This window comes from Corynebacterium frankenforstense, from assembly GCF_030211955.1.
In the GTDB taxonomy this organism is placed as follows: domain Bacteria; phylum Actinomycetota; class Actinomycetes; order Mycobacteriales; family Mycobacteriaceae; genus Corynebacterium; species Corynebacterium frankenforstense_A.
In genome coordinates, this window is the sequence record NZ_JASODI010000002.1 from 137900 (window position 1) to 161013 (window position 23114).

Annotated in this window: 17 protein-coding genes and 1 pseudogene; 11 read left to right on the top strand and 7 right to left on the bottom strand. The window is 71.2% G+C overall.

Annotation, left to right across the window (positions count from 1 at the left end; genetic code table 11):
• Nucleotides 1-58: 58 nt before the first annotated feature.
• From ftsY to ffh, 5 genes are all read left to right on the top strand, one after another.
• Nucleotides 59-1942: a signal recognition particle-docking protein FtsY gene (ftsY, locus tag QP119_RS01675; RefSeq protein ID WP_284773237.1), complete on the top strand. Its 1884-nt coding sequence runs from the start codon at nt 59-61 to the stop codon at nt 1940-1942.
• Between the two features lie 182 nt (nt 1943-2124).
• Complete coding sequence (locus tag QP119_RS01680; protein ID WP_284773238.1) at nt 2125-3429, top strand: ammonium transporter; 1305 nt, start codon at nt 2125-2127, stop codon at nt 3427-3429.
• A gap of 42 nt (nt 3430-3471) precedes the next feature.
• Entirely contained in the window at nt 3472-3810 is a 339-nt protein-coding gene (locus QP119_RS01685) for a P-II family nitrogen regulator (RefSeq protein ID WP_284773240.1), read from the top strand.
• Between the two features lie 4 nt (nt 3811-3814).
• Nucleotides 3815-5983 (top strand): HD domain-containing protein, encoded by a 2169-nt coding sequence (locus QP119_RS01690; protein ID WP_284773242.1) that lies wholly within the window; start codon nt 3815-3817, stop codon nt 5981-5983.
• Nucleotides 5984-6060: 77 nt separating this feature from the next.
• Nucleotides 6061-7701: a signal recognition particle protein gene (ffh, locus tag QP119_RS01695; protein ID WP_284773245.1), complete on the top strand. Its 1641-nt coding sequence runs from the start codon at nt 6061-6063 to the stop codon at nt 7699-7701.
• Nucleotides 7702-7866: 165 nt separating this feature from the next.
• Here the strand turns inward: ffh and QP119_RS01700 are convergent, their stop codons facing one another.
• Complete coding sequence (locus QP119_RS01700; RefSeq protein ID WP_284773247.1) at nt 7867-9681, bottom strand: fibronectin type III domain-containing protein; 1815 nt, start codon at nt 9679-9681, stop codon at nt 7867-7869.
• A 203-nt stretch (nt 9682-9884) separates the two neighbouring features.
• Nucleotides 9885-10361 carry an ankyrin repeat domain-containing protein gene (locus QP119_RS01705; RefSeq protein ID WP_284773249.1) on the bottom strand — a complete coding sequence of 159 codons (477 nt, stop codon included), beginning with the start codon at nt 10359-10361 and terminating at the stop codon, nt 9885-9887.
• A 231-nt stretch (nt 10362-10592) separates the two neighbouring features.
• Here QP119_RS01705 and rpsP point away from each other — a divergent pair, with 231 nt between their 5' ends.
• Nucleotides 10593-11120 carry a 30S ribosomal protein S16 gene (gene rpsP, locus QP119_RS01710; RefSeq protein WP_284773250.1) on the top strand — a complete coding sequence of 176 codons (528 nt, stop codon included), beginning with the start codon at nt 10593-10595 and terminating at the stop codon, nt 11118-11120.
• A 78-nt stretch (nt 11121-11198) separates the two neighbouring features.
• On the opposite strand, the gene QP119_RS01715 is transcribed toward rpsP, so the two are convergent.
• Together QP119_RS01715 and betA are read right to left on the bottom strand one after the other, a co-directional pair.
• Nucleotides 11199-11531: a hypothetical protein gene (locus QP119_RS01715; protein WP_284773252.1), complete on the bottom strand. Its 333-nt coding sequence runs from the start codon at nt 11529-11531 to the stop codon at nt 11199-11201.
• Nucleotides 11532-12182: 651 nt separating this feature from the next.
• A complete protein-coding gene (gene betA / locus QP119_RS01720; RefSeq protein WP_284773254.1) occupies nt 12183-13967 on the bottom strand; it encodes a choline dehydrogenase in 1785 nt (594 codons plus the stop codon).
• Nucleotides 13968-14371: 404 nt separating this feature from the next.
• Here betA and rimM point away from each other — a divergent pair, with 404 nt between their 5' ends.
• Together rimM and trmD are read left to right on the top strand one after the other, a co-directional pair.
• Nucleotides 14372-14881, top strand: coding sequence for a ribosome maturation factor RimM (gene rimM, locus QP119_RS01725; RefSeq protein WP_284773255.1), 510 nt, complete (start codon nt 14372-14374; stop codon nt 14879-14881).
• Nucleotides 14882-14891: 10 nt separating this feature from the next.
• Nucleotides 14892-15707: pseudogene (gene trmD, locus QP119_RS01730) on the top strand (tRNA (guanosine(37)-N1)-methyltransferase TrmD); the annotation flags it as partial.
• A 463-nt stretch (nt 15708-16170) separates the two neighbouring features.
• Here trmD and QP119_RS01735 read toward each other — a convergent pair.
• On the bottom strand, nt 16171-16692 hold the full coding sequence (locus QP119_RS01735; RefSeq protein WP_284773256.1) for a CGNR zinc finger domain-containing protein: 522 nt from the start codon (nt 16690-16692) through the stop codon (nt 16171-16173).
• Between the two features lie 39 nt (nt 16693-16731).
• Between QP119_RS01735 and QP119_RS01740 the strand changes: the two genes are divergently transcribed.
• Nucleotides 16732-17610, top strand: coding sequence for a sulfite exporter TauE/SafE family protein (locus tag QP119_RS01740; RefSeq protein ID WP_284773257.1), 879 nt, complete (start codon nt 16732-16734; stop codon nt 17608-17610).
• A 193-nt stretch (nt 17611-17803) separates the two neighbouring features.
• Nucleotides 17804-19189, top strand: coding sequence for an anaerobic C4-dicarboxylate transporter (locus QP119_RS01745; RefSeq protein WP_284773258.1), 1386 nt, complete (start codon nt 17804-17806; stop codon nt 19187-19189).
• Here the strand turns inward: QP119_RS01745 and QP119_RS01750 are convergent.
• A complete protein-coding gene (locus QP119_RS01750; protein ID WP_284773259.1) occupies nt 19186-20112 on the bottom strand; it encodes a DUF1648 domain-containing protein in 927 nt (308 codons plus the stop codon). The two genes, QP119_RS01745 and QP119_RS01750, sit on opposite strands and share 4 nt — an antisense overlap.
• The gene (locus QP119_RS01755; protein WP_284773260.1) at nt 20109-20555 is read right to left on the bottom strand and encodes a GntR family transcriptional regulator; all 447 of its coding nucleotides are present in this window, start codon (nt 20553-20555) and stop codon (nt 20109-20111) included. Before QP119_RS01755 ends, QP119_RS01750 begins: the two co-directional genes overlap by 4 nt.
• Before the next feature lie 149 nt (nt 20556-20704).
• Here QP119_RS01755 and QP119_RS01760 point away from each other — a divergent pair, with 149 nt between their 5' ends.
• Complete coding sequence (locus QP119_RS01760) at nt 20705-23086, top strand: Tex family protein (RefSeq protein ID WP_284773261.1); 2382 nt, start codon at nt 20705-20707, stop codon at nt 23084-23086.
• Nucleotides 23087-23114: the final 28 nt, after the last annotated feature.

The following is a 23114-nucleotide window of genomic DNA, read 5'->3' on the forward strand; positions in this document are numbered from 1 at the left end:
CGCACGGGGCGGGGGCCTCGTGCTGCGCGGGGGCGGGTGGACCTGCCATCATGGGGCCATGACGAACTCGACCATCCTCATCATCGGCGGCATCGTCCTCGCCGTCGTCATCATCCTTCTCATCGCGCTTGTCGTCATCGGACGCAAGCGCGGTGAGGCCAAGACGGTCTCCTTCACCCCCAAGGAGGAGAAGGAGGAGCCGAAGGAGCTGACCCAGCAGGAGAAGTCCGGAAACTACCAGGCCAAGGGCGGCTTCAACTTCGCCGCCGGCGGGGGAGCGGCCCCGGGCGCGGCGGTCAGCGACTTCACCGGTGAGAAGAAGGCGGAGAAGCAGCCCGTCGCCGAGGCGGCCTCGAAGCCGGAGCCGAAGGTCGTCGACGAAAAGAAGCCGGAGGTCCCGGAGCCGAAGGTCAAGGCCGAGAAGTCTGCGGCTGAGCAGGTCGAGCCGAAGGAGGCCGAGACCGAGAAGCCCCAGAAGGCCGAGCCGGTCGAGGAGAAGAAGCCGGAGCCGAAGGTCGTCGACGAGAAGGAACTGGAGGTCCCGGACTCTGACGTCGACGCACCGGTCGCCGACGAGCCCGCCGTCGTCGACACCGAGGTCGTCGCGCCCGTCAAGGACGAGTCGAAGGGCGCTGCGGGTGCCGCGGCCGTCGGTGCCGCGGGCGCTGCGGGCGTCGCCGGTGCCGCCGCCGCAGCGGGGGACGTCTCCGCCGACGAGAAGTCCGAGGACAAGGCCGAGGCTGAGGCCCCGGCCGAGACCCCGGAGCAGGAGACCACCGAGTCGGAGACCCCGGCCGAGCCCGAGACCGAGGCGCCCGCCGAGGAGACCCCGGAGGAGATCGCCGACGACGCCGTCGACGAGGCCTCCACCGAGGACGACTCGGCCACCGAGGCCGAGGCCGAGGAGGCCGCCGCCGCGGCCGCCGTCACCGCGGACGCCGCCGAGGAGGCCCGCGAGTCCACCGAGGTGCCGGCCGAGCCGGCCGCCTCCCCGGAGCCGGAGGAGCCGGTCGAGGAGATCGCCCCGGCCGCCGGCCGCCTGGGCCGCCTGCGCGGCCGCCTGTCGCGCTCGCAGAACATGATCGGCAAGTCCGTGCTCGGCATCCTCTCCGCCGGCGACCTCGACGAGGACGCCTGGGAGGAGATCGAGGACACCCTGATCATGGCGGACCTGGGCACCAAGGTGACCATGGAGGCCGTCGAGAAGTTGCGCGAGCGTATCGCCGAGCGCGGCGTGTCCAGCGAGGCCGAGGCCCGCGCCATGCTGCGCGAGGTGCTCATCGAGGTCGGCCGCCCCGAGCTCGACCGCTCCATCAAGGCCATGCCCTACGACGGCAAGCCCGCCGTCGTCCTCATGGTCGGCGTCAACGGCACCGGCAAGACCACCACCACCGGCAAGCTCGGCCGCGTGCTCGTCTCCATGGACCACAAGGTCCTCTTCGGCGCCGCCGACACCTTCCGTGCGGCCGCCGCTGACCAGCTGGAGACCTGGGGCCGCCGCGTCGGCGCCACCACCGTGCGCGGCAACGAGGGCGCCGACCCGGCCTCCGTGGCCTTCGACGCTGTGGCCCGCGGCATCGAGGAGCACGCCGACGTCGTGCTCGTCGACACCGCCGGCCGCCTGCACACCTCGGTCGGCCTGATGGACCAGCTCGGCAAGGTCAAGCGCGTCGTCGAGAAGCGCGCCAAGGTCGACGAGGTGCTCCTCGTCCTCGACGCGACCGTCGGCCAGAACGGCCTGATGCAGGCGCGCACCTTCCGCGACGTCGTCGACATCACCGGCGTGGTGCTCACCAAGCTCGACGGCACCGCCAAGGGCGGCATCGTCTTCCAGGTCCAGGAGGAGCTCGGCGTGCCCGTCAAGCTCGTCGGCCTGGGGGAGGGCGCCGACGACCTGGCGCCCTTCGAGGTCGAGGGCTTCGTCGACGCCCTGCTCGGCTAAGAGCCACCCCGTCGGCGGCCCGGCCGACAGGCCCGCCGGACAACCCACCAGCTGACCGGCGGGCATCCGGACAAGAACCCGCAGAGTGACATGCCGCACACTCTGCGGGTTTTGTCTTCGGCGATAAACCTATAGGGCTACAGGTAGAAACTGTCAAGACATCCCGACCAGGAGGAAAGACCATGAACCCCACCGAACTGGCGGCCGCGACCGGCGACTCCGCCTGGATGCTGGTCGCGGCGTCACTCGTGCTGCTGATGACGCCCGCCCTCGCCTTCTTCTACAGCGGCATGACCGGCAGGGCCGCCACCCTGAACATGATGATGATGTCCTTCGGCGCCCTCGGCGTCGTCGCCGTCGTCTACGTGCTGTGGGGCTGGTCGATGTCCTACGGCACCCGCTCCATCGCCTGCGTGGTCGCCGACCCCTTCGAGTGCTTCGGCCTCCACGGCACCGTCACCGACGACGCGGGGGAGTACCTCGTGGGCGCCAACGGCTACGCCAACATCATCGACGTCGGCTTCCAGCTGACCTTCGCGGTGATCTCCACGGCGATCATCTCCGGCTCGCTCGCGGCCGCGCTCTTCGGCGCCGACGCCGAGGACGAGGCGCTCATCGAGCCCATCGACTTCGCCGGCGGCACCGTCGTGCACATCTCCGCCGGCACCGCGGCCCTCGTGCTCGCGCTCGTCGTCGGCAAGCGCCGCGGCTTCCCCGGCAATGTCTCGCGGCCCTCCTCGTTGCCGCTGGTCATGCTCGGCGCCGCGATGCTGTGGTTCGGCTGGTTCGGCTGCAACGGCGGCTCCGCCTTCGCCGCCGACGGTCTGGCCGGCCTGGCCTGGCTGAACACCACCGTCGCGGCGGCCGCGGCCATGCTCGGCTGGCTCTTCTGCGAGCGCCTGCGCGACGGCCGGCCCACCAGCCTCGGCGCCGCCTCCGGCGTGGTCGCCGGGCTCGTCGCCGTCACCCCGGCCGCCGGCGACCTCGTGCCGGCCACCGCGGTGCTTCTCGGCGCGATCGGCGGCGTGCTCGCCTGCCTCGGCGTGGGGCTGAAGTACCGCTTCGGCTACGACGACTCCCTCGACGTGGTCGGCGTCCACCTCGTCGCCGGCCTCTGGGGCACCGTCGGCGTCGGCTTCATCGCCACCGACACCGGCCTGTTCACCGGCGGCGGCGTCAACGGCCTGAAACTGTTGGCCATCCAGGTCATCATCGCCGTCGTCGCCATGCTCTTCGCCGGGGCCGTCACGGCCGTCATCGCCCTGGCGCTGGCCAAGACCGTCGGCTGGCGCGTCGACGCCGAGGCCGAGCACGACGGCATCGACCTCGCCGAGCACGCCGAGTCCGCGCGCGACCTCGGCGGCGACCGCCCCGGCACCTCCCGTGGGGCGCTTGCCGCCCCGGTAGAATCGAAGGCCACGGTCCCGACCGTCCCCGCCGTGCCGCGGGAGGTGCCGGCCACCGGCCGCGACGAGCGCGACGCCTGAGCCGCAGCAGAGTCCACCTCGAGAACAGGAGCCAGTACCGCCATGAAGCTAGTCACCGCGATCGTCAAGCCGTTCACCCTCACCGACATCCGCGCCGCCCTCGACCAGGCCGATGTCCACGGCATGACGGTCACCGAGGTCCAGGGCTACGGCCAGCAGCGCGGCCACACCGAGGTCTACCGCGGTGCCGAGTACGCCACCGACTTCGTGCCCAAGGTCAAGGTCGAGGTCCTCGTCGCCGACGACCAGGTCACCGACGCCCTCGACGCGATCATGCAGGCCGCCTACACCGGCAAGGTCGGCGACGGCAAGGTCTGGGTCAGCCCCGTCGACCGGGTGGTGCGCGTGCGCACCGGCGAGGTCGACGACGACGCCCTGTGACCGCGTGACGCCGCCGCGCACCACCCCGCCCCGCGCCCACGGCGCGGGGCGCACTGCACCCGCCGCCGACGGGGCGGGGCCCGCGACGGCGACCGCCGCGGCGTCGGCAATCGAGCGCCGCAGGCTCGCCACGCTGGAACTGCCCGCAGGCACCGCCCTGGCGGCCACCGGCTCGCTCGCCCGCGACGAGCTGACCGGCCACTCCGACCTGGACCTGGTGCTCATCCACCGCCCCGGCGCCGCCCCCGAGGCCGACGCCGTCGAGGCCGTCTGGGACGCCGCGCGCGCCTCCGGGCGCCACGTCGACCACGCGCTGCGCACCCCGGCCGAGAACGCCGAGGTGCTCGCCGCCGAGCCCACCGCCGCGCTGGCGCTGCTGGACCTCTCGACGGTGGCGGGGGAGGCAGCCCTGGTCGAGGAGGCCCGCCGGCTCGTGCGCACCGCCTGGCGTCGCGAGCTGCCCCGGCGCCTCGACGCCGTGCTCGACGCGGCGATCGAACGCTGGCGGCGCTCCGGCTCCGTGGTCGCCATGACCCGGCCCGACGTCAAGCACGGCCGCGGGGGCCTGCGCGACCACGAGCTGCTGCGCGCCCTGGCCCTGGCCAACCTCTGCGACGCGCCGGCGCTCACCGACGAGCGCGACCTGCTGCTACGCGTGCGCGCCGCCCTGCACCGCCTGGCCCGGCGCCGCCGCGACATCCTCGACCCCGAGTTCGCCGCCGACATCGCCGTCGAACTCGGCTTCGCCGACCGCTTCGACCTCGCCCGCGGGGTCGCCGACGCCGGGCGGGCCATCGACGCGGCGCTGACCGCCGCCGTCGCCGGCAGCCGCGATGTGCTGCGCACCCCGGCGAGGCGGGAACCGCGCCGCCCGCTCGACGTCGACGTCGTCGAGTCCGGCGGTCAGGTGCGCCTGGCGCGCAACGCGGCGCTGGAGGACCCCGGCCTGCCGCTGCGCGTGGCCGCCGTCTCCGCGCGCACCGGCCTGCCCGTGCCGGCGGCGACCTGGGACCGGCTCACCGGCGCCCCGGGGCTGCCGCGGCGTCTGCCCAAGCCCGCCGCCGCCGACTTCGTCACCGCCCTGTCCTCACCGCTGCGCACCGCCGAGAACGTCGCCGCGCTCGACGCCCGCGGCCTGTGGACGCCGCTGGTGCCCGAGTGGGACCGCATCCGCGGGCTGATGCCGCGCGAGCGCACCCACGTCCACACCGTCGAGCGCCACACCCTCGAGACCGTCGCCGGCTGCGCGCGGGTGGCCATCCACGTCTCGCGCCCGGACCTGCTGCTGATCGCCGGGCTCTACCACGACGTCGGCAAGGGCAGCGGACGCCCGCACGCCGCCGTCGGCGCCGAGGCCGTCGCCCGCCTCGCCGGCCGCCTCGGCCTGCCGCTGCGCGACCGCTCCTGCCTGCAGACCGTGGTGGCCGAGCACTCCACCATCGCGCGCATCGCCGCCCGCCGCGACCCCGACGACCCGGCGGCGCTGGGCGAGCTGCTCGACGCCACCGCCCACGACCTGCGCACCATCGAGCTGCTCGCCGCGCTCGTCGAGGCGGACTCGAAGGCGACCGGACCCGGGGTGTGGACCCACCAGCTCGCCCTGTGCCGCGACACGCTGCTTGCCGCCGCGCGCCGCAGGCTCTCGCGCTTCACCCCGGTCGCGCCCGTGGTCTCCGCGCCGGCCGGCGGCGAGATGTCGCTCGTGGAGCGCGGGGAGGGCCGCGGCGTGCTGCACTGGCGCGGCCGGCCCGGTGAGCTCTCCCGACTGGTCGCCGTGTGCAACGCCCTGGCCTGGGTGATCGACCAGGCGCGCTGCCGCGTGGACCCCGAGGGCCTCCTGGTCACCGAGCTCGAGGTGCGTGGCAGTCTCGGCGGGCGCCTGGACCTGCCCGGCTTCCGCCAGGCCTTCCTCTCCGGGGTGCACACCACCCCGCCGGTGCCCGCGCCGGGGCCCGTCGCCGTCAGCTGGGAGGGCCGCTTCGTCGACGTGCACACCCGCGACCGCCCCGGCGTGCTCGCCGTGCTCGCCGACGTCCTGCCCGAATTCGAGTGGCTGACACTGACCACGGCCGGGGCCACCGTCACCGCGCGCGCGGCGTTGCGGGTCCGTCCCGGGGTGGCCGAGAGACCCGCGCTTGATGACGCCGTGCGCGCCGGGCTGGGCGGAATGTGACCGGTCCCCGTTGCGACGGCTACCATGGGTAGGCAATTCGCTTGAGGAGCCACGACCACGAGGGAGCGTAACCACACGTGTTTGAGTCACTGTCCGATCGTCTCGCAGGGGCGCTCAAGGGCATCCGGGGCAAGGGCAAGCTGACCGAGGCGGACATCAACGCCACCGCCCGGGAGATCCGCCTGGCCCTCCTGGAGGCCGACGTCTCGCTGCCGGTCGTCCGCGGCTTCATCAAGCGCATCAAGGAGCGCGCCGCCGGTTCCGAGGTCTCGCAGGCCCTCAACCCGGCCCAGCAGGTCATCAAGATCGTCAACGAGGAGCTCACCGACATCCTCGGCGGCGAGACCCGCCGGCTGAACCTGGCCAAGCGCCCGCCGACGGTGATCATGCTCGCCGGCCTGCAGGGCGCCGGTAAGACCACTCTGGCGGGTAAGCTCGCCCGCCACCTGGCCAAGCAGGGCCACACCCCGATGCTGGTGGCCTGTGACCTGCAGCGCCCGGGCGCGGTCCAGCAGCTGCAGATCGTCGGCGAGCGCGCCGGGGTGCCCACCTTCGCCCCGGAGCCGGGTGCCACGCTCGAGTCCGCCAACGAGGAGGAGGCCCACTCGGGCACCGTCTCCCACGGCGACCCGGTGGCCGTGGCGCGCGCCGGTGTCGAGGAAGCCCGGCGCACCCAGCACGACGTCGTCATCGTGGACACCGCCGGCCGCCTGGGCATCGACGAGACCCTGATGACGCAGGCCCGCGACATCCGCGACGCCGTCGAGCCCGACGAGGTCCTCTTCGTCATCGACGCGATGATCGGTCAGGACGCGGTGACCACCGCCGAGGCCTTCCGCGACGGCGTGGACTTCACCGGTGTGGTGCTCACCAAGCTCGACGGCGACGCCCGCGGCGGTGCCGCCCTGTCGATCCGCGAGGTCACCGGCAAGCCGGTCATGTTCGCCTCCACCGGTGAGAAACTCGACGACTTCGACGTCTTCCACCCGGAGCGCATGGCCAGCCGCATCCTGGGCATGGGCGACGTGCTCACGCTCATCGAGCAGGCCGAGGGCATGGTCGACGAGCAGACCGCCCAGAAGACCGCCCAGAAGATCGGCACCGGCGAGCTGACCCTCGAGGACTTCCTCGAGCAGATGCTGATGATCCGCAAGATGGGGCCCCTGGGCAACCTTCTCAAGATGCTGCCCGGCGGCAAGCAGATGGACCAGATGGCCGACATGGTCGACGAGAAGCAGCTCGACCGCATCCAGGCCATCATCCGCGGCATGACCCCGGCCGAGCGCGAGAACCCCAAGATCCTCAACGCCTCGCGCCGCAAGCGCATCGCCAACGGCTCGGGCGTGAAGGTCTCCGACGTCAACCAGCTGGTCGACCGCTTCTTCGAGGCCAAGAAGATGATGGGCAAGATGGCCGGCCAGTTCGGCATGGGCGGCTCCAAGCGCAGCGCCACCAAGAAGCGCCCGAAGGGCCGCAAGAACAAGAAGGGCAAGCGCAAGGGAGGCGGCGGCCGCAAGGCCCCGCAGATGCCGGGCATGGGCGGCGGCATGCCGAGCATGGCCGAACTGCAGAAGATGCAGGAGCAGATGGGTGGCGCCATGCCCGGGATGGGCGGCGGCATGCCGGGCCTGGGCAAGATGGGCATGCCCAAGCTGCCCAAGGGCATGGAGAACATCGACCTGGACAACCTCGACTTCGGCCAGGGAAAGAAGAAGTAGGGGAGAGTCCCCGGACGGCGGAAGGCGCCACCTGCAGAGATGCGCAGGTGGCGCCTTTGCCGTGGGCGGGGCCGGCGATGGTCCGAGCCGGGGTGGCCGAGGCCGTCAGGCCCGCCGGGGCCGGCCGGGGCCGGGGCCGTCTGGCGCCCGGCAGGCCGCGGTGGGTTATTGCTTGGCGATGCCGTAGGAGTTGTAGAGCTTGACGGTGCGCTCCTCGCCGCCGTGGAGGTCGCCCTCGACGAAGTAGAAGTCGATCTTGAAGGTCTCCGGGGTCACGGTGTAGACCGCGAAGGTCTGCAGCTGCGACTGGCGGTCGTTCTCGTGCGACTCGGCGAAGCGGTCGACCTGGTTGGGCTGCTCGGCGATGTCGTAGAGGCCGTTCCAGAGCTCGACGTCCTCCTCGGTCATCCAGTCGAGCTTCGGGCGCACGTGGTGGACGTGTTCGGCGCCCTTCTGGTAGATCGCGTCGTAGTTCTTGGTGCCCGAGGTGTTCGGGATGACGTAGGTGACGCCGTCGGGGTTGACGTGGTGCTCGACGCCGTCGATCTCCTTCTTCTCGGTCTCCTCGACCTCGCCGTAGGCGTAGTTGTCCGGGGTGTAGACCAGGGACTTGGTGCGCGTCAGGTTGTGGTCGTGGCCCTGCATGACCACGTCGACGTCGAGCTCGTCGGCGAGCTTGACGAACTCCTCGCGGGTGACCTGCACGTCCTCGTCCTGCAGCGCGTGGTAGGACGCGGAGTAGACCGGCTTGTGGTAGGCCAGCACGATCCAGTCGGCGCCGTCGGCGCGGGCCTTCTTGATGTCGGCCTTGGCCCACTCCAGCTGCTTGGTGCCGATGGCACCCTCCTCCGGGTTGTCCTCCGACTCCTTGTTGTCGTTGGTGTTGAGGACGACGAAGTGGGCGCCGGCGTAGTCGTAGGAGTAGTAGGAGCCGCCGTCGACGGCGTCGTTGGCCGCCGGGACATTGGTGTGCTCGTTGAAGGCCTCGGTGTCCTTGCCGTCCTGCCAGCCGACGGTGTACTCGTCGTGGTTGCCGGAGGTGTAGGCGTGCGGCAGCTTCATGTTGGACTCACGTGACATGTCCAGGTTGTCGACCCACTCGTCCTCCACCTGCGCGGTCTCGACGAAGTCGCCGGTGTGCAGGGCGAAGTCGGCGTTGGGCGCGACCTCGAGGGCGTGGTTGAGGGTGTCGGCGCCGTAGGCGGCCTCGTTGTTGACGTTGGCGTTCCAGTAGGCGTTCTGGGTGTCGGTGTAGTGGATGAACTGGAACTCGTCGCTGTCCGCGGCGGCGGTGCGGAAGGAGCCGGTCTCCGAGAAGCCCTCGGCCTCGCTGCCGAGCTGGTAGTAGTACTGCGTGTCCGGCTGCAGGCCCGTGGCGGTGGCCTTGTTGGTGTGCTCCTTGACCTCCTGCAGGTCCAGGTAGCCCAGGTCGCTGCCCTCCGCGGTCCACTGGGTGTTCTCCAGGGTGATCTGCTCGTCGGTGAAGTAGCCGAGGATCTCCTCGGGCTCGCCGTTGTCGTCGAGCAGGAACTCCCCCTCCTCGTCCGTGGTCACCGAGGCGTAGATGTAGTAGCCGTCGGCGTCGCGCTCGGCGTACTCGGAGGTGACCTCGGCGGTCTCGGCGGGGAACTCCTGGGCGTCGGCGAGATCCTCGGAGGTGGACACGCGCACCACGGAGGAGTCCGTGGCGTCGGTGGTGTACCAGTTGAAGGACATCGAGGTCGAGGGGTCCTCGGGGATGTTCATCGCGATGCGGTTGGGCTCGTTGCTCTTCTCGACCTCGGCGACCTCCGGCTTGGTGTCGCTCAGTTCGATCAGGTCGAGGCCGTTGCGCTCGCCGTATACCGGATCGACCTCGGAACTGGCCGAGGTGGTGGTCTCCTGGGACTGCTCGGAGTCGGTGCCGGAGCAGCCGACGAGGACGGCCGCGGCGGCGACCACGGCGGCGGTGGTCCGCCAGGGGCGGAGGGTGGTGGACACGGGTGGGCTCCTGTCGGGTTCAAAGGCTGGGGTCCAACTGAAAATTATTTCCGATTAATGTTCCGGCCAGCTTTCCCGAAGGTCTACGGGAGGTAAACTCTCGGTGCCGGCCAGGTTGCCCGTATCTCGTGTTCAGACAGTCTTTATCTGCGTGCTCGGGGCGTGTCTCGGCGCCTGAGGTCGATCGCCGGTGGTGGCCGGGTCTAGAGCATGTCCTCCGGGCAGACCCCGTTGCGGTCGCGCGCGAAGCGGTCGGCGCCGGCGCGCAGCAGCATGTCGACGATCTGCGAGTCCGGTAGGTTGTGCGCGCAGGCCTGCCACAGCGCGGTGCGCCCGTCGTTGTCGCGGGCCTCGATCTCGGCGCCGGCGGCCAGGAGCTGCTCGACGACCGCCTCGGCACCCGCACGGGCGCCGTGGTGCAGGGCGGTGGCCCCCGCGACGTCGGAAAGCGCCACGTCCGCGCCACGGTCGAGCAGGGCGGCGGCGACGAAGAGGTTGTTGCGCCCGGCGGCCAGCATGAGGGCCGTGCGCCCGTCGGTGGTGCGCGCGTCCACCCCGGTCGAGGAAAGCAGCCGGTCGAGGCCCGCGAGGTCCGCGGTGAGCACGAGCGACTCGAGGCGCGAGTCGTCGACGTAGCGGATCACCTCGTAGCCGCGCCGGGCGGCGGGAAGCAAGCTCACGGGCGTATATGTTACCCCTGTGCGCAGGCGATTTCCATGCTCGCGCCAGCGCGGGTACCCTTAGTCGGGTTGTGTGCCGTTGCATGGCGCGCACACCCCTGCGTCATCGCCGTCACCGACCCCGGTCGGCCGGCCTGATCACGGCGCAGGTTAATCCCAAGGGTTGAACCGGCCCGCCGGAGAAGACGGCGGGTGTCAGAACTGCCCAGTGACCAGAAAGGTGGCCCCTCCATGGCCGTCAAGCTCAAGCTGCAGCGCATCGGTAAGCTGCGCACCCCGCACTACCGCATCATCGTCGCCGACTCCCGCTCCAAGCGCGGCGGCAAGGCGATCGAGAACCTCGGCATCTACCAGCCGAAGGTCGAGCCCTCCTACATCCGCCTCGACTCCGAGCGCGTCCAGTACTGGCTCGGCGTCGGCGCCCAGCCGACCGAGCCCGTGCTCGCCATCCTGAAGGTGACCGGCGACTGGCAGAAGTTCAAGGGCCTGCCGGGTGCCGAGGGCACCTACAAGGAGCCGGAGGCCAAGCCCTCCAAGCTCGACCTGTTCAACGCCGCCCTCTCCGAGGCCAACAACGGCCCGTCCGCCGAGGAGGTCCTCGAGGCCAAGCGCAAGGAGCGCGAGGCCGCCGAGGCCAAGGCCGCCGCCGAGAAGGAGGCCGAGGAGAAGGCCGCCGCCGAGGCCGCCAAGGCTGAGGAGGCCGCTGAGGCCTCCGAGTCCGAGGAGTCCACCGAGGAGGCCGAGGAGAAGTCCGAGTAAAGGATCTCCCGGCCCCGGGTGCACCCCGGGACTGAGACAAAGGGCCGCAGGTTGTTCCTGCGGCCCTTTTTCGTGCGCTCAGTCCGTGGTGTTCGGGGCGTCCTCCGCGCCCGCCTCGTCCGGCGTGTGATCCGCGCCCGCCGCGCCCGCCTCGTCCGGTTCCTGCGGCACCGAGTGCCGCTCGCCGGTGAGCATGCTCAGCAGGAACACCGACTCGCCCTCGTTGTCGGCCGGGGCCTCGATCCAGTGCACCAGCCCGGCGGGCATGTGCACCACCACCCCGGGCACCAGGTCGACGACCTGCCCGCAGCCGCACTCGCAGCCGTAGCGCACGTGGCCGGTCAGGCACTGCACCGTGATCGGGTGGGCTGCCGAGTGCCGGATCATCGACTGACCGGGCCGGAAGCGCATCGCGATCAGGTTGACCCCGTCGCCCTCGAGCAGGCGCTGGACGGCCGGCCGGTTGCCGGAGCGCGGCGCAGGGGCGAGGCGCAGGACCTTCTCGCCGACGCGGGTGAGCGGCCAGTGCCCGGACGCGTGGGCGGCGGCGCGGCTGGCTTGGGCAGCGGAGCGGTGGTGGCCATGAGGTCGACCTTACCCCGGAAGAGTCATTTGAGCCGAAGAGAGTCGTGGAAAAGATTTGGCGGGACGCATGCGTTGACGCCTTCCGGCGGTGGTCGGTCGCCTACAGACGTCCGGCCGGCGCCCTCAGAGGCCTGCCCAGCAAGGCCGCGTATAGCAAGGGCGTTCCTCGACCCAGCAAGGCGTCCGCCTGCTATAGAGGAGCTTGCTGGGTAGGAGCGCCACGGGCAGGGTAGGAGCGCCACGGGCAGGGTAGGAGCGGTGCGGGGCCAGGGTAGGAGCGCCGCGGGCTGGGTAGGAGCGCCACGAGCAGGGCAAGGGCGGTGCGGGGTCGGGGCAGGAGCGCTGCGCCCCCAGCACACCGCACGGCTGCCGGTGCCGCCTGTCTCCGCTGCCAACTACCGACCCGGCCGCCACACACAAGCGTCGCCCGGCCCCACATGGGGAACCGGGCGACGCTCAGGCGTTCAGCCGCGGACCTTACTTCCCGCCGCGCGGGGCGGTGGTGTGGTCCTTGGCGGTCTCACCCTCGGCGTAGAGCGGCATGTCCGCCTTCGCCTTGTAGTACGGCGCGTTGTTCGGCGCCAGCGGCTTGCGGCCGCGGATGAGGTCGGCGGCCTTCTCGGCGACCATCATCGTCGGCGCGTAGATGTTGCCGTTGGTGATGTTCGGGAAGACGGAGGCGTCGACCACGTAGAGGTTCTCGGTGCCGTGCACGCCCATGGTGTCCGGGTCGACCACGGCCATCGGGTCGGAGGCCGGCCCCAGCTTCGCGGTGCAGGAGGGGTGCAGCGCGGTCTCGGCGTCGTTGCGGACCCACTCGAGGATCTCCTCGTCGGACTCGACGTTCTTGCCGGGCGAGATCTCGTAGTCCCAGTACTCGCGCATCGCCTTGGTGTCGAGCAGGCGGCGGGAGACCCGCACGGCCTCGACCCACTCGCGGCGGTCCTGCTCGGTGCGCAGGTAGTTGAACAGGATCGACGGCTTCTTGCGCGGGTCCTTGCTGGTGATGCGCACGTGGCCCTTGGTGTCGGAGTACATCGGGCCGACGTGGAACTGGAAGCCGTGGTCGGAGTCGGACTTCGTGCCGTCGTAGCGGATGGCCGCCGGCAGGAAGTGGAACATCAGGTTCGGGTAGTCCTCGTCGTCGTTGGAGCGGGCGAAGCCGCCGCCCTCGAAGTGCGAGGAGGCCACCGGGCCGGTCTTGGACAGGATCCACTGCAGGCCGATGAAGGGACGCTTCCACAGCTTCAGGGCCGGCTGGATCGAGACGGGCTTGGTCACGTTGTACTGGATGTAGACCTCGAGGTGGTCCTGGAGGTTCTCGCCGACGCCGGGCAGGTCGGAGACGACGTCGATGCCGTTGGACTCCAGCAGCTTCCGGTCACCGACGCCGGAGAGCTGCAGCAGCTGCGGGGTGTTGAAGGCGCCGCCGCAGAGGATGACCTTGTCGGCGGTCACGCGGCGCTTCCTGCCCTTCCACTCGTACTCGACGCCGACGGCCTTCGTGCCCTCGAAGAGCACCTTGGTGGTGAAGGCGCGGGTGCGCACCTCGAGGTTGTCGCGGTCCTTGACCGGGTACAGGTAGGTGCGGGCGGCGGAGAGTCGCTTGCCCTTGTGGATGTCGCGGTCGAAGGGGGCGAAGCCCTCCTGGCGGTAGCCGTTGACGTCGTTGGTTAGGTTGTAGCCGGCCTCCTGCACGGAGCGGAAGAAGGCCTGGAACAGCGGGGAGGTGGCCGGCCCACGGGTCAACTTCAGCGGGCCGTCGTGGCCGCGGCGCGGGTCGTCCGGGTCGGCGGCCAGCGCGGTCTCCATCTTGTTGAAGTAGGGCAGGCAGTGGGCGTAGTCCCAGTTCTCCATGCCCTCGTGGTTTCCCCACTTCTCGTAGTCCATGGGGTTGCCGCGCTGGAAGATCATGCCGTTGATGGAGCTCGAACCACCCAGCACCTTGCCGCGCGCGTGGTAGATGCGCCGGCCGTTCATCTCCGGCTCCGGCTCGGACTCGTAGCCCCAGTCGTAGTGCTTGTTGCCGATGGGGAACGAGAAGGCCGCCGGCATGTGGATGTAGAGGTCCCACCAGGAGTCCGGGCGGCCGGCCTCGAGGACGAGCACGTCGGTCTCCGGGTCCTCGGTCAGCCGGTTGGCGATCACGGAGCCCGCGGAGCCGCCGCCGACGACGATGGCGTCGCGGTGCTTGTCCTGGATGAACTCGTAGTCGTCGGACTTGCCGGTCAGCTTGCTGAAGAAGTTCGAGATTGCGCTCATGCGTTCCTTCCGTTGGCTGTAGAGGGACGGCGATTACCCGGGCGCAATTCTGCGGGTCACGCCCGGTCGGTCGTAGTCGCCGGAAGCGTTCCTTCTCGCGCTTTTCACGCGATTGGACAAAGTACTACTTTAATCTAAATGGACCTATATGTCAACTATAGAAGCCTGGGGTGCTGGCTATAAAACCTGGTTAGAACATACTTCCGCACGGGTGGTCGAAGCCGTCGGCGCTGGCAGCGTCGTAAATTTCCAGCTTTATGCAAGCGCATTGTGGGACGTTTAACGCAAAGTAAACAGGCGGAATAAAAAGTGTTAATGCGGGTGGAAATGCGGTCAATTGACGACGCCCCCGGCCGGGCGCGCGCTCACCGTGTGCGCGGGCGGTGCGGGTAGCATTGCCGGACATGGAACTGAGGATCGGACGGGTGGTCAAGACCCACGGCATCCGCGGCGAGGTCGTCGTCGACCCGACCACGGACACCCCCGCGGAGCGCTTCGCCGTCGGCGAGCACCTCGTCGGGCGCCGGCACGGACGCACCCACGAGCTGACCGTCGCCGGCGTGCGCCCGCACAAGGGCCGCCTGCTCGTCAGCTTCGAGGAGATAGCGGACCGCACCGCCGCCGAGAGCCTGCGCGGCACCCAGTTCTTCGCCGCCCCGCGCGAGGACGCCGACGACGACGGCTACTACGACCACCAGCTCGAGGGCCTGGCCGTGCTGCGCGCCGGCGAGCGCATCGGCACGGTCACCGGTGTCACCCACGCCCCGGCGCAGAACCTGCTCGAGATCGGGCTGGACGGCGGCGGCGAGGCGCTGGTGCCCTTCGTCGCCGACATCGTCCCCGAGGTCGACCTGGACGCCGGGACGCTGACCGTCGACCCGCCGGAGGGTCTGCTCGACCTCCAGGGCGGCTAGACTGCGCCACGTGCGCCTCGACGTCATCACCATCTTCCCCGAGTACCTCGACCCCCTGCGCCACGCCCTGCTGGGCAAGGCCATCGAGCAGGGCCGCCTCACCGTCGGCGTGCACGACCTGCGCGACTGGGCGCCGGGCGTGCACCAGTCCGTCGACGACTCGCCCTACGGCGGCGGGCCCGGCATGGTCATGAAGCCGGAGGTGTGGGGCCCGGCCCTCGACGACGTCGCCGCCGGGCGCTCCGGCCACGAGCTGGCCAGCGCCGAGCCCCACCGCGACGCCGCGCGCCACGACGAGCTCAACGGCGTGGCCCCGCAGGCCTACCCCGGCGAGGACGCCGACCTGCCGCTGCTGATCGTGCCGACGCCCGCGGGCCGGCCCTTCACCCAGTCCGACGCGCGCGCCTGGTCCGCCGAGGACCACATCGTCTTCGCCTGCGGGCGCTACGAGGGCATCGACCAGCGCGTCATCGACGACGCCGCCGGCCGCTACCGTGTGCGCGAGGTCTCCATCGGCGACTATGTGCTCATCGGCGGCGAGGTCGCCGCCCTGGTCATCGCCGAGGCCGTGGTGCGGCTCATCCCCGGCGTGCTGGGCAACCGGCGCAGCCACGAAGAGGACAGCTTCTCCGACGGGCTGCTCGAGGGGCCCTGCTATACCAAGCCGCGCAGCTGGCGCGGGCTCGACGTGCCCGAGGTGCTCTTCTCCGGCGACCACGCCCGCGTCGACCGCTGGCACCGCGAGCGCTCCCTGGAGCGCACCTGGCGGCGCCGGCCCGAGCTGCTCGACGCCGCGGAACTCACCGCGGCGGACAGGGACTTCCTCGCCGGGCTCGCCGAGGCCGCCGAGGCCGAGCCGGCGGGCGCTGGAGACGACGCCGCCGGGGCGGTCACCGGCCGCGCGGTGCACTGCGACCTGCAGCTGCTCATCCCGCCGGTCGAGTGGCCCGCGATCGCCGAGGCGATGCCGGGCACGCTCGCCGCCGCGCGTGTGGCCGGCGCGCAGGTCTGGGCCGCCGAGACCGACTTCACCTGCGAGCCGGACAACATGCTGGTCACCGAGTACGCCCAGCGCGAGGGCCATCCGCCGATCGCCGAGGTGCTCCACCGGGTCACGGTCACCGGCACCACCGAGCTGGAGCTTCGCGAGGTGACCAAGGCCGTCGTCGCCGCCCTGCCCAAGGGCGCCTACTGGTACGGCTCCTCCTACGAGGGCGGCGTCGACCCCGAGGCCGGCGACGCCGGCTCGGCCGCCTGCGCCTGGCAGGGCGACGACTGACGCTCGCGGGTCACCGCGCCCGGCGCCGGTGGCGGCGCACCGCCTCGCGGTTGGCGCACGCCGGCGAGCAGTAGCGCTGGGTGCGGTTGCGCGAGCGGTCGGCGAAGACCGCCTGACAGCCCTCGGCCGCGCAGGTCGCGATCGCGTCGGTGCCGCGCTCGATGAGGAAGAGAGCGGTGCCCACCGAGAGCATCGTGCACACGATCCGCGCCGTGGACGCCGGCGCCGGGCGGTAGTGCAGGTGCCAGCCGTCGCCGGCGTGGTCGGTCAGCTGCGGCGGGCCCGCCCAGGCCGCCAGGAGCTCGTTGACCCGCCCGATGCGTGCGGCCTCGTCCGTTCCGGGGTCCGGCACCGCGGCCCAGTCGTCGAGGAAACCCAGCACCTGCTCGAGGTCCCTCCCGGTCGTCTTCTCCTCGAGGTTGAGACCGTGCTCGGCGCAGACGGCGTCGAGCTCGGCGGGGGAGGAGGGCGGCCGATTGCGCAGTGCACAGGCGAGAACCGCCGCGTCCGAGCCGTAAGGGTTGATATGCATAATGCCATTACACCAGACTGAGGTCCATGACTGACGTACTTGCCGCGGGACTGCCCTGGGAGGGTTCCCTCGGGGACGCGGGCCTGTGGCGACATTCGGCGACTTCGGCTTCTGCGGCACCAGGGTTCCCTCGGGGACGCGGGCCTGTGGCTCGCGCTGCTGGCACTGCTCGCCGTCGGGATCGCCGCCGGCATCGTCGACGCCACCACCGGTGGTGGCGGCATGCTGCAGATCCCCGCGTTGTTCGCCCTGGCCGGCCCCGGCGCCGGTGCCGTGGCGCCGATCATGGCGCTCAATAAGGTCTCTGCTGCGGTGGGAAACGCCGTCTCCTTCACCCGCTTCCGGCGGACCGAGGGCGTGGCCAGCCCTGACGGGCGCACGACCGCGGTCGCGCTCGGGGCGGGGCTTCCCGGCGTGATCGCCGGCGTGTGGCTGGCCAGCAGGCTGGACACCGACCAGTTCACCCCGTTGCTGGTCGCCTCCCTGGTCGTCGTGCTCGCCTACGTCCTGCTCATCCAGCCGAAGGTGCGCGTGCCCGAGCGCGCCGGGGCGCCCACCGCCGGGGTGCTCGCGGGCATGGCCGGCGGTGTGATCGTGCTGGGCTTTTACGACGGCCTGCTGGGGCCTGCCACCGGCAGCGTCCTCATCCTCGTCATGCAGTTCGTGCTGGGGGCGGGCCTGCGCACCGGCCTGGCCACCGCCAAGCTGGTCCAGCTGTCGTTCAACCTGACCGGCGCGATCTCCTATGCGCTGGTCGCCATGCCCGCGCTGGCCGCCGTCGTCGCACTCTCGGCGGGCAACGCCGTTGGTGGCTGGCTGGGCACCAAGATCGTCGCGCGCATCGACGACCGCGTGCTGCGCCTGCTCGTCGCCGCCGGCGTGGCCGGTGCCATCGTGCTCACTGTCACCACGCGCTGACCGGCGGGCCCTCGGCCGTCCTGGCGCGGTCGGCCGACCGCTGAAACCGGAAGTTTAATTCTTTCGAATGTGTCTGAAAATACGCGGAAGTGTGTCCGATTAGACGTGGGATCGCGCCCGGTTGGTTTCCGGTTTCCTGGTAAAGCGAAATGATATTGACAGGCACTGTCAATCGATCCGAAAGCGAGCTACCATGCTGGCTTCACTTCTCGACCCCTCCTCCGGGGTCGCCATCGTGCTGCAGATTCTGGTGATCCTCGGCTGTCTGCTGATGGGCACCCGCTTCGGCGGCATCGGGCTGGGCCTCATCTCCGGCATCGGCCTGGTCATCCTCGTCTTCCTCTTCGGCCTGACCCCCGGCGAGCCGCCGGTCTCGGTGATGCTGACCATCGTCGCCGTCATCGGTTGTGCGGCCACCCTGCAACAGGGCAAGGGCCTCGACGTGATGATGCAGTTCGCGGAGAAACTGCTGCGCAAGAAGCCGGAGATGGTCACCATCCTGGCGCCGATCACCACCTGGTCGCTGACCGTGCTGTGCGGCACCGGCCACGTCGTCTACACGATGTTCCCGATCATCCAGGACATCGCGCTGAAGAAGGGCATCCGCCCCGAGCGCCCCATGGCCGTCTCCTCGACCGCCGCCCAGATGGGCATCACGGCCTCCCCGGTCTCGGTGGCCACCGTCTCGCTGGCCTCCATCCTCGCGGAGAACGCCGGGATCACCCACGTCTCCTTCTCCATCCCGCAGATCCTCATGGTCGCCATGCCGGCCTCCCTGTCCGGCGTGCTGCTTGCCGCGCTGTGGTCGCTGCGCCGCGGCAAGGACCTGGACAAGGACCCGGCCTTCCAGGAGCGCATGAAGGACCCGGAGTTCGCCGCCCAGCTCGAGGGCCAGGGCCAGACCCTGATCGGCAAGACCTTCCCGCCGTCGGCCTACCGGGCCGTGTGGATCTTCTTCACCGTCATCATCCTCGTGGTCATCCTCGGCGCCTTCGAGGGCCTGCGCCCGTCCTTCCCGGACGACGACGGCACGTCCAAGCCGCTGTCGATGAACCTGGTCATCCAGATGCTCATGCTCGTCGGCGGCGCGGTGATCCTGCTGGCCTGCAAGGTCGACCACAAGAAGATCGCCTCGACGGCCGTCTTCAAGGCCGGCATGACCGCCGTGTTCTCCGTCTTCGGCGTCGCCTGGATGGCGGACACCTTCTTCTCCTCGCACCTCGACCAGCTCACCGACGTCCTCGGTGAGGTCGTCGCCGCCGCCCCGTGGACCTACGCGCTGGCGCTGCTGATCACCTCGAAGCTGGTCAACTCCCAGGGCGCGGCCCTGGTCGCCATCGCCCCGATCGGCCTGGCCCTCGGCGTGGACCCGGTGGTCGTCATCGGCTTCTACGGCGCCGCCTACGGCTACTGGATCCTGCCGACTTACCCCTCGGACCTGGCCTGCATCGGCTTCGACACCACGGGCACCACGCGCATCGGCAAGTTCGTGATCAACCACTCGTTCCTGATCCCGGGCGCGATCGGCGTGTTCACCTCCTGCGTCGTCGGCTCCGGCCTGGCGCAGCTGCTGCTCTAGGCCCTGCCTCCCGCGTAGCGGTTGAGCACCGCCGCGGCCCCCTCGGGATCCGAGCAGGTGGCCGCGAAGGTCCGCCCGCCGGTCAGTCGCAGGCGCAGCGCCGTGCCACCCCGGGTGACCAGCGCTGTCGCCCCGGGCTGGGTGCGGTAGCCCCACCCGCCCCACTGGCCGGGACGCAGGTCGAAGACCTCGGCTGACTCGATCTCGGCGGCCGGCACCAGCGAGTCCGGCCAGCCGAAGACCCCGGTGTAGTGCAGGCCCTCGGAATCGGCGCGCAGCCGCCAGCCGCCGGCGAAGATCCCGGCGAGCACCGTCAGCGCCGTGGCCGCCAGCGCGTACCAGTTGGCCGTGGCCAGCGTCAGTATCACCAGCGCGACGACGAGGCCGACGAGCAATGCGCGGAACCATGCGGGGTAGACCGCCACGCCGGCCCACGCCACCGCCCCGCCCGCGGGGACCTCGGCGGGCGCGGGCGTGCGCGCGGTGTCGTCGATCTCCGGGGCCGGGGGCACTGCGGCGACGATGAGCCCCAGAGCGAGGCCGACGCCGAGCACGGCCGCGAGATCGCCCCAGCCGAGCCGTGCCGCGGCGGCATCGGCCAGCCCGGCGTTGGTCATCGCGATGTTGACCTGCACCGCGGCGGTCAGGCCGAGGCCGAAGGTGCACACGCCCGCGGACCAGCGGCTGGCCGCGGCGCGCGCGGAGGCGGTGTAGATCACCAGGATCAGCACGTTCAGGGCGAGCATGCCCGCCCAGGCCACCCAGGGGGTGGCGAAGCCGTCGGCGACGCCGTCGGGGCCGAAGTGGACGGCTGCGGGGTCGGGGGAGCGCGGCAGGAGCAGCGCGGACCAGACGGCGGCGCCGACGGTGACCAGTGCGCCGGCCCCGGTGGTCAGCACGAGGTGGCGGGTGGTGGGGGTCATGACAGTCCTTTCCGGTGCAGCAGGTGCACCATGTCGTCGAGGGAGGCGCCGGCGGCCCGGGCGGCGGCGGCCAGTCGCGCGGCGAGCGCGTCGAGCTCGCCGTCCGGGTCGGTGGCGGGGGAGGGGGCCGAGGTGACGGCCCCGGCAGTCGCGGCGGGTGTGGCGGGCGTGGCGGGTGCGCGCGCCGGTGCGGGGGTGTCGGCGCCTGGTGTGCGCACGACGGCCCCGCGGCCGCGGCGCAGGTCGATCAGGCCCTCGTCGCGCAGCAGCCGGTAGGCCTGCAGCGTGGTGTTGCGGTTGACGTCGAGGGAGGCGGCCAGCTCGGCACCGGTGGGCAGGCGCTCGCCGCGGGCCAGCGTGCCGTCGCGGATCTGGGCGGCGACCTGGCCGGCAATCTGCCGGTAGATCGGGGTGGGGTCGGAGGGGTCGGTACGGATGATCACGGCTTTAAGTATAGATGAACTAGTACAACTAGTGCAATGTGCTCATTGGGACACTCCCACCGGCGTCATGGATGCCCACGGGCGTCTTCCCGCTCGTGAACGTCCGCCCTCGCACCCGCGCGTCCCGCGGCACCCCTAGAATTACCGCAATGATCTCCACCCGTATCGCAGAGGAACTCGGGGTGCACGTCGACCAGGTCGACGCCGCCCTCGCGCTACTCGACGAGGGCAACACCGTGCCCTTCATCGCCCGCTACCGCAAGGAGGCCACCGGCGGCCTCGACGACACCCAGCTGCGCCGCCTCGAGGAACGCGCCACCTACCTGCGCGAACTCGAGGAGCGCAAGGAGACGGTGCTCGCCGCCATCGAGGAGCAGGGCAAGCTGACCGACACCGTGCGCGGGCTGATCGCCGCCTGCGAGACCAAGGCGCGCCTGGAGGACCTCTACCGCCCGTTCAAGAAGCGCCGCAAGACCCGCGCCGACAAGGCCCGCGAGGCGGGACTGGCCCCGCTGGTGGAGAAGCTCGTCGCCGAGCCCGGGGCCGACCCGGCCGCCCTGGCCGAGGCCTTCACCACCGAGGGCTACGAGGACACCGCCGCCGCGCTCGAGGGCGCGCGCGACATCCTCGTCGACGACCTGGCCATGGACGCCGACCTGGTCGGTGAGGTGCGCGAGGAGTTCTACTCCCGCGGCACCGTCAGCTCCGGGGTCATCGAGGGTAAGGAACAGGAGGGCCAGAAGTACCGCGACTACTTCGAGTTCTCCGAGCCTCTGACCGAGCTGCCCGGCCACCGCATCCTCGCGCTGCTGCGCGGCGAGAAGGAGGGCGTGCTCCACCTCGGCCTCGACGGCGGCGACGAAACCTTCTACACCGGGCTGATCGCGCGCCGCGCCGAGCTGCCCGTCGAGCGTTCCAGCTGGATTGCCGACGCCGTGGGCTTCGGGTGGCGCACCAAGCTCGCCGTGAGCGCGGGACTGGACGCGCGCATGCGCCTGCGCGAGCGCGCCGAGGACGACGCCCTGGGCATCTTCGCGACCAACCTGCGCGACGTCCTGCTGGCCGCCCCGGCCGGCCAGCGCGCCGTGCTGGGGCTGGACCCCGGCTACCGCAACGGCGTCAAGTGCGCCGTCGTCGACGCCACAGGCAAGGTGCTCGACACCGTGGTCGTCTACCCGCACGCCCCGCAGAACCGCTGGGGCGCCGCCCGCGACACCCTCGCCGGTCTGGCCGCCGAGCACGGCGTCGAGCTGATCGCCGTGGGCAACGGCACCGCCTCGCGCGAGTCCGACAAGCTGGCCGGCGAGGTCGCCGACCTCATCGCCGCCGCCGGCGGGACACGTCCGACCCCGGTCGTGGTCAGCGAGTCCGGCGCCTCGGTCTACTCGGCCAGCGAGGTCGCCGCCGCCGAGTTCCCGGACATGGACGTCGCCCTGCGCGGCGCGGTCTCCATCGCCCGCCGCCTGCAGGACCCGCTCGCCGAGCTGGTCAAGGTCGACCCCAAGGCCATCGGGGTGGGCCAGTACCAGCACGACGTCAACCAGACCCGCCTCGCCCACACCCTCGACGACGTCGTCGAGGACGCCGTCAACGGCGTCGGCGTGGACCTCAACACCGCCTCGGTGCCTCTGCTCGAGCGCGTCGCCGGCATCTCCGCGACCGTGGCCGGCAACATCGTCGCCTACCGCGACGAGCACGGCAGCTTCACCACCCGCAAGGAACTGGGCAAGGTCCCGCGCCTGGGCCCGAAGGCCTTCGAGCAGTCCGCGGGCTTCCTGCGCATCAACGGCGGGGCGGACCCGCTGGACGCCTCGGCCGTGCACCCGGAGGCCTACCCGGTGGTGCGCCGCATCGCCGAGGCCACCGGCCTGGGGGTCGCCGAGCTGATCGGCAAGAGTGACGTGCTCAAGAAGCTCAAGCCCGCGGACTTCGCTGACGAGCGCTTCGGCGTGCCCACGGTCACCGACATCATCGCCGAGCTGGACAAGCCCGGCCGCGACCCGCGCCCGGAGTTCCGCACCGCCGAGTTCCGCGAGGGCGTGGAGAAGGTCTCCGACCTGACCCCGGGCATGGTGCTCGAGGGCACCGTGACCAACGTCGCCGCCTTCGGCGCCTTCGTCGACGTCGGCGTCCACCAGGACGGCCTGGTGCACGTCTCGGCGATGTCGCGGTCGTTTGTCAAGGACCCGCACGACGTCGTCCACTCCGGCCAGGTGGTCAAGGTCAAGGTCATGGACGTCGACGTCGAGCGCCAGCGCATCGGGCTGTCCCTGCGCCTCGACGACGAGCCCGGCGGGGACAACAACAAGGGCAGGGGCGGGCGCCGCGGCGGGCGCGGCGAGAAGAACTCCGGCGCAGAGCGCGGCGGGCGCGACGGCTCCCGCGGCCGCGGCAAGAACGGCTCACGCGGCAACGGGCGGGGAAACGGCAGCGGAAACGGGCGTGGCGGCAACGGCCGCTCCGGCCGCGGCGGCAACACCGGCGGCGGCGCGATGGCCGACGCCCTCAAGCGCGCCGGGCTCGCGGACTAGACCCCCGCCCGGGCACCGGTGCCGCGCC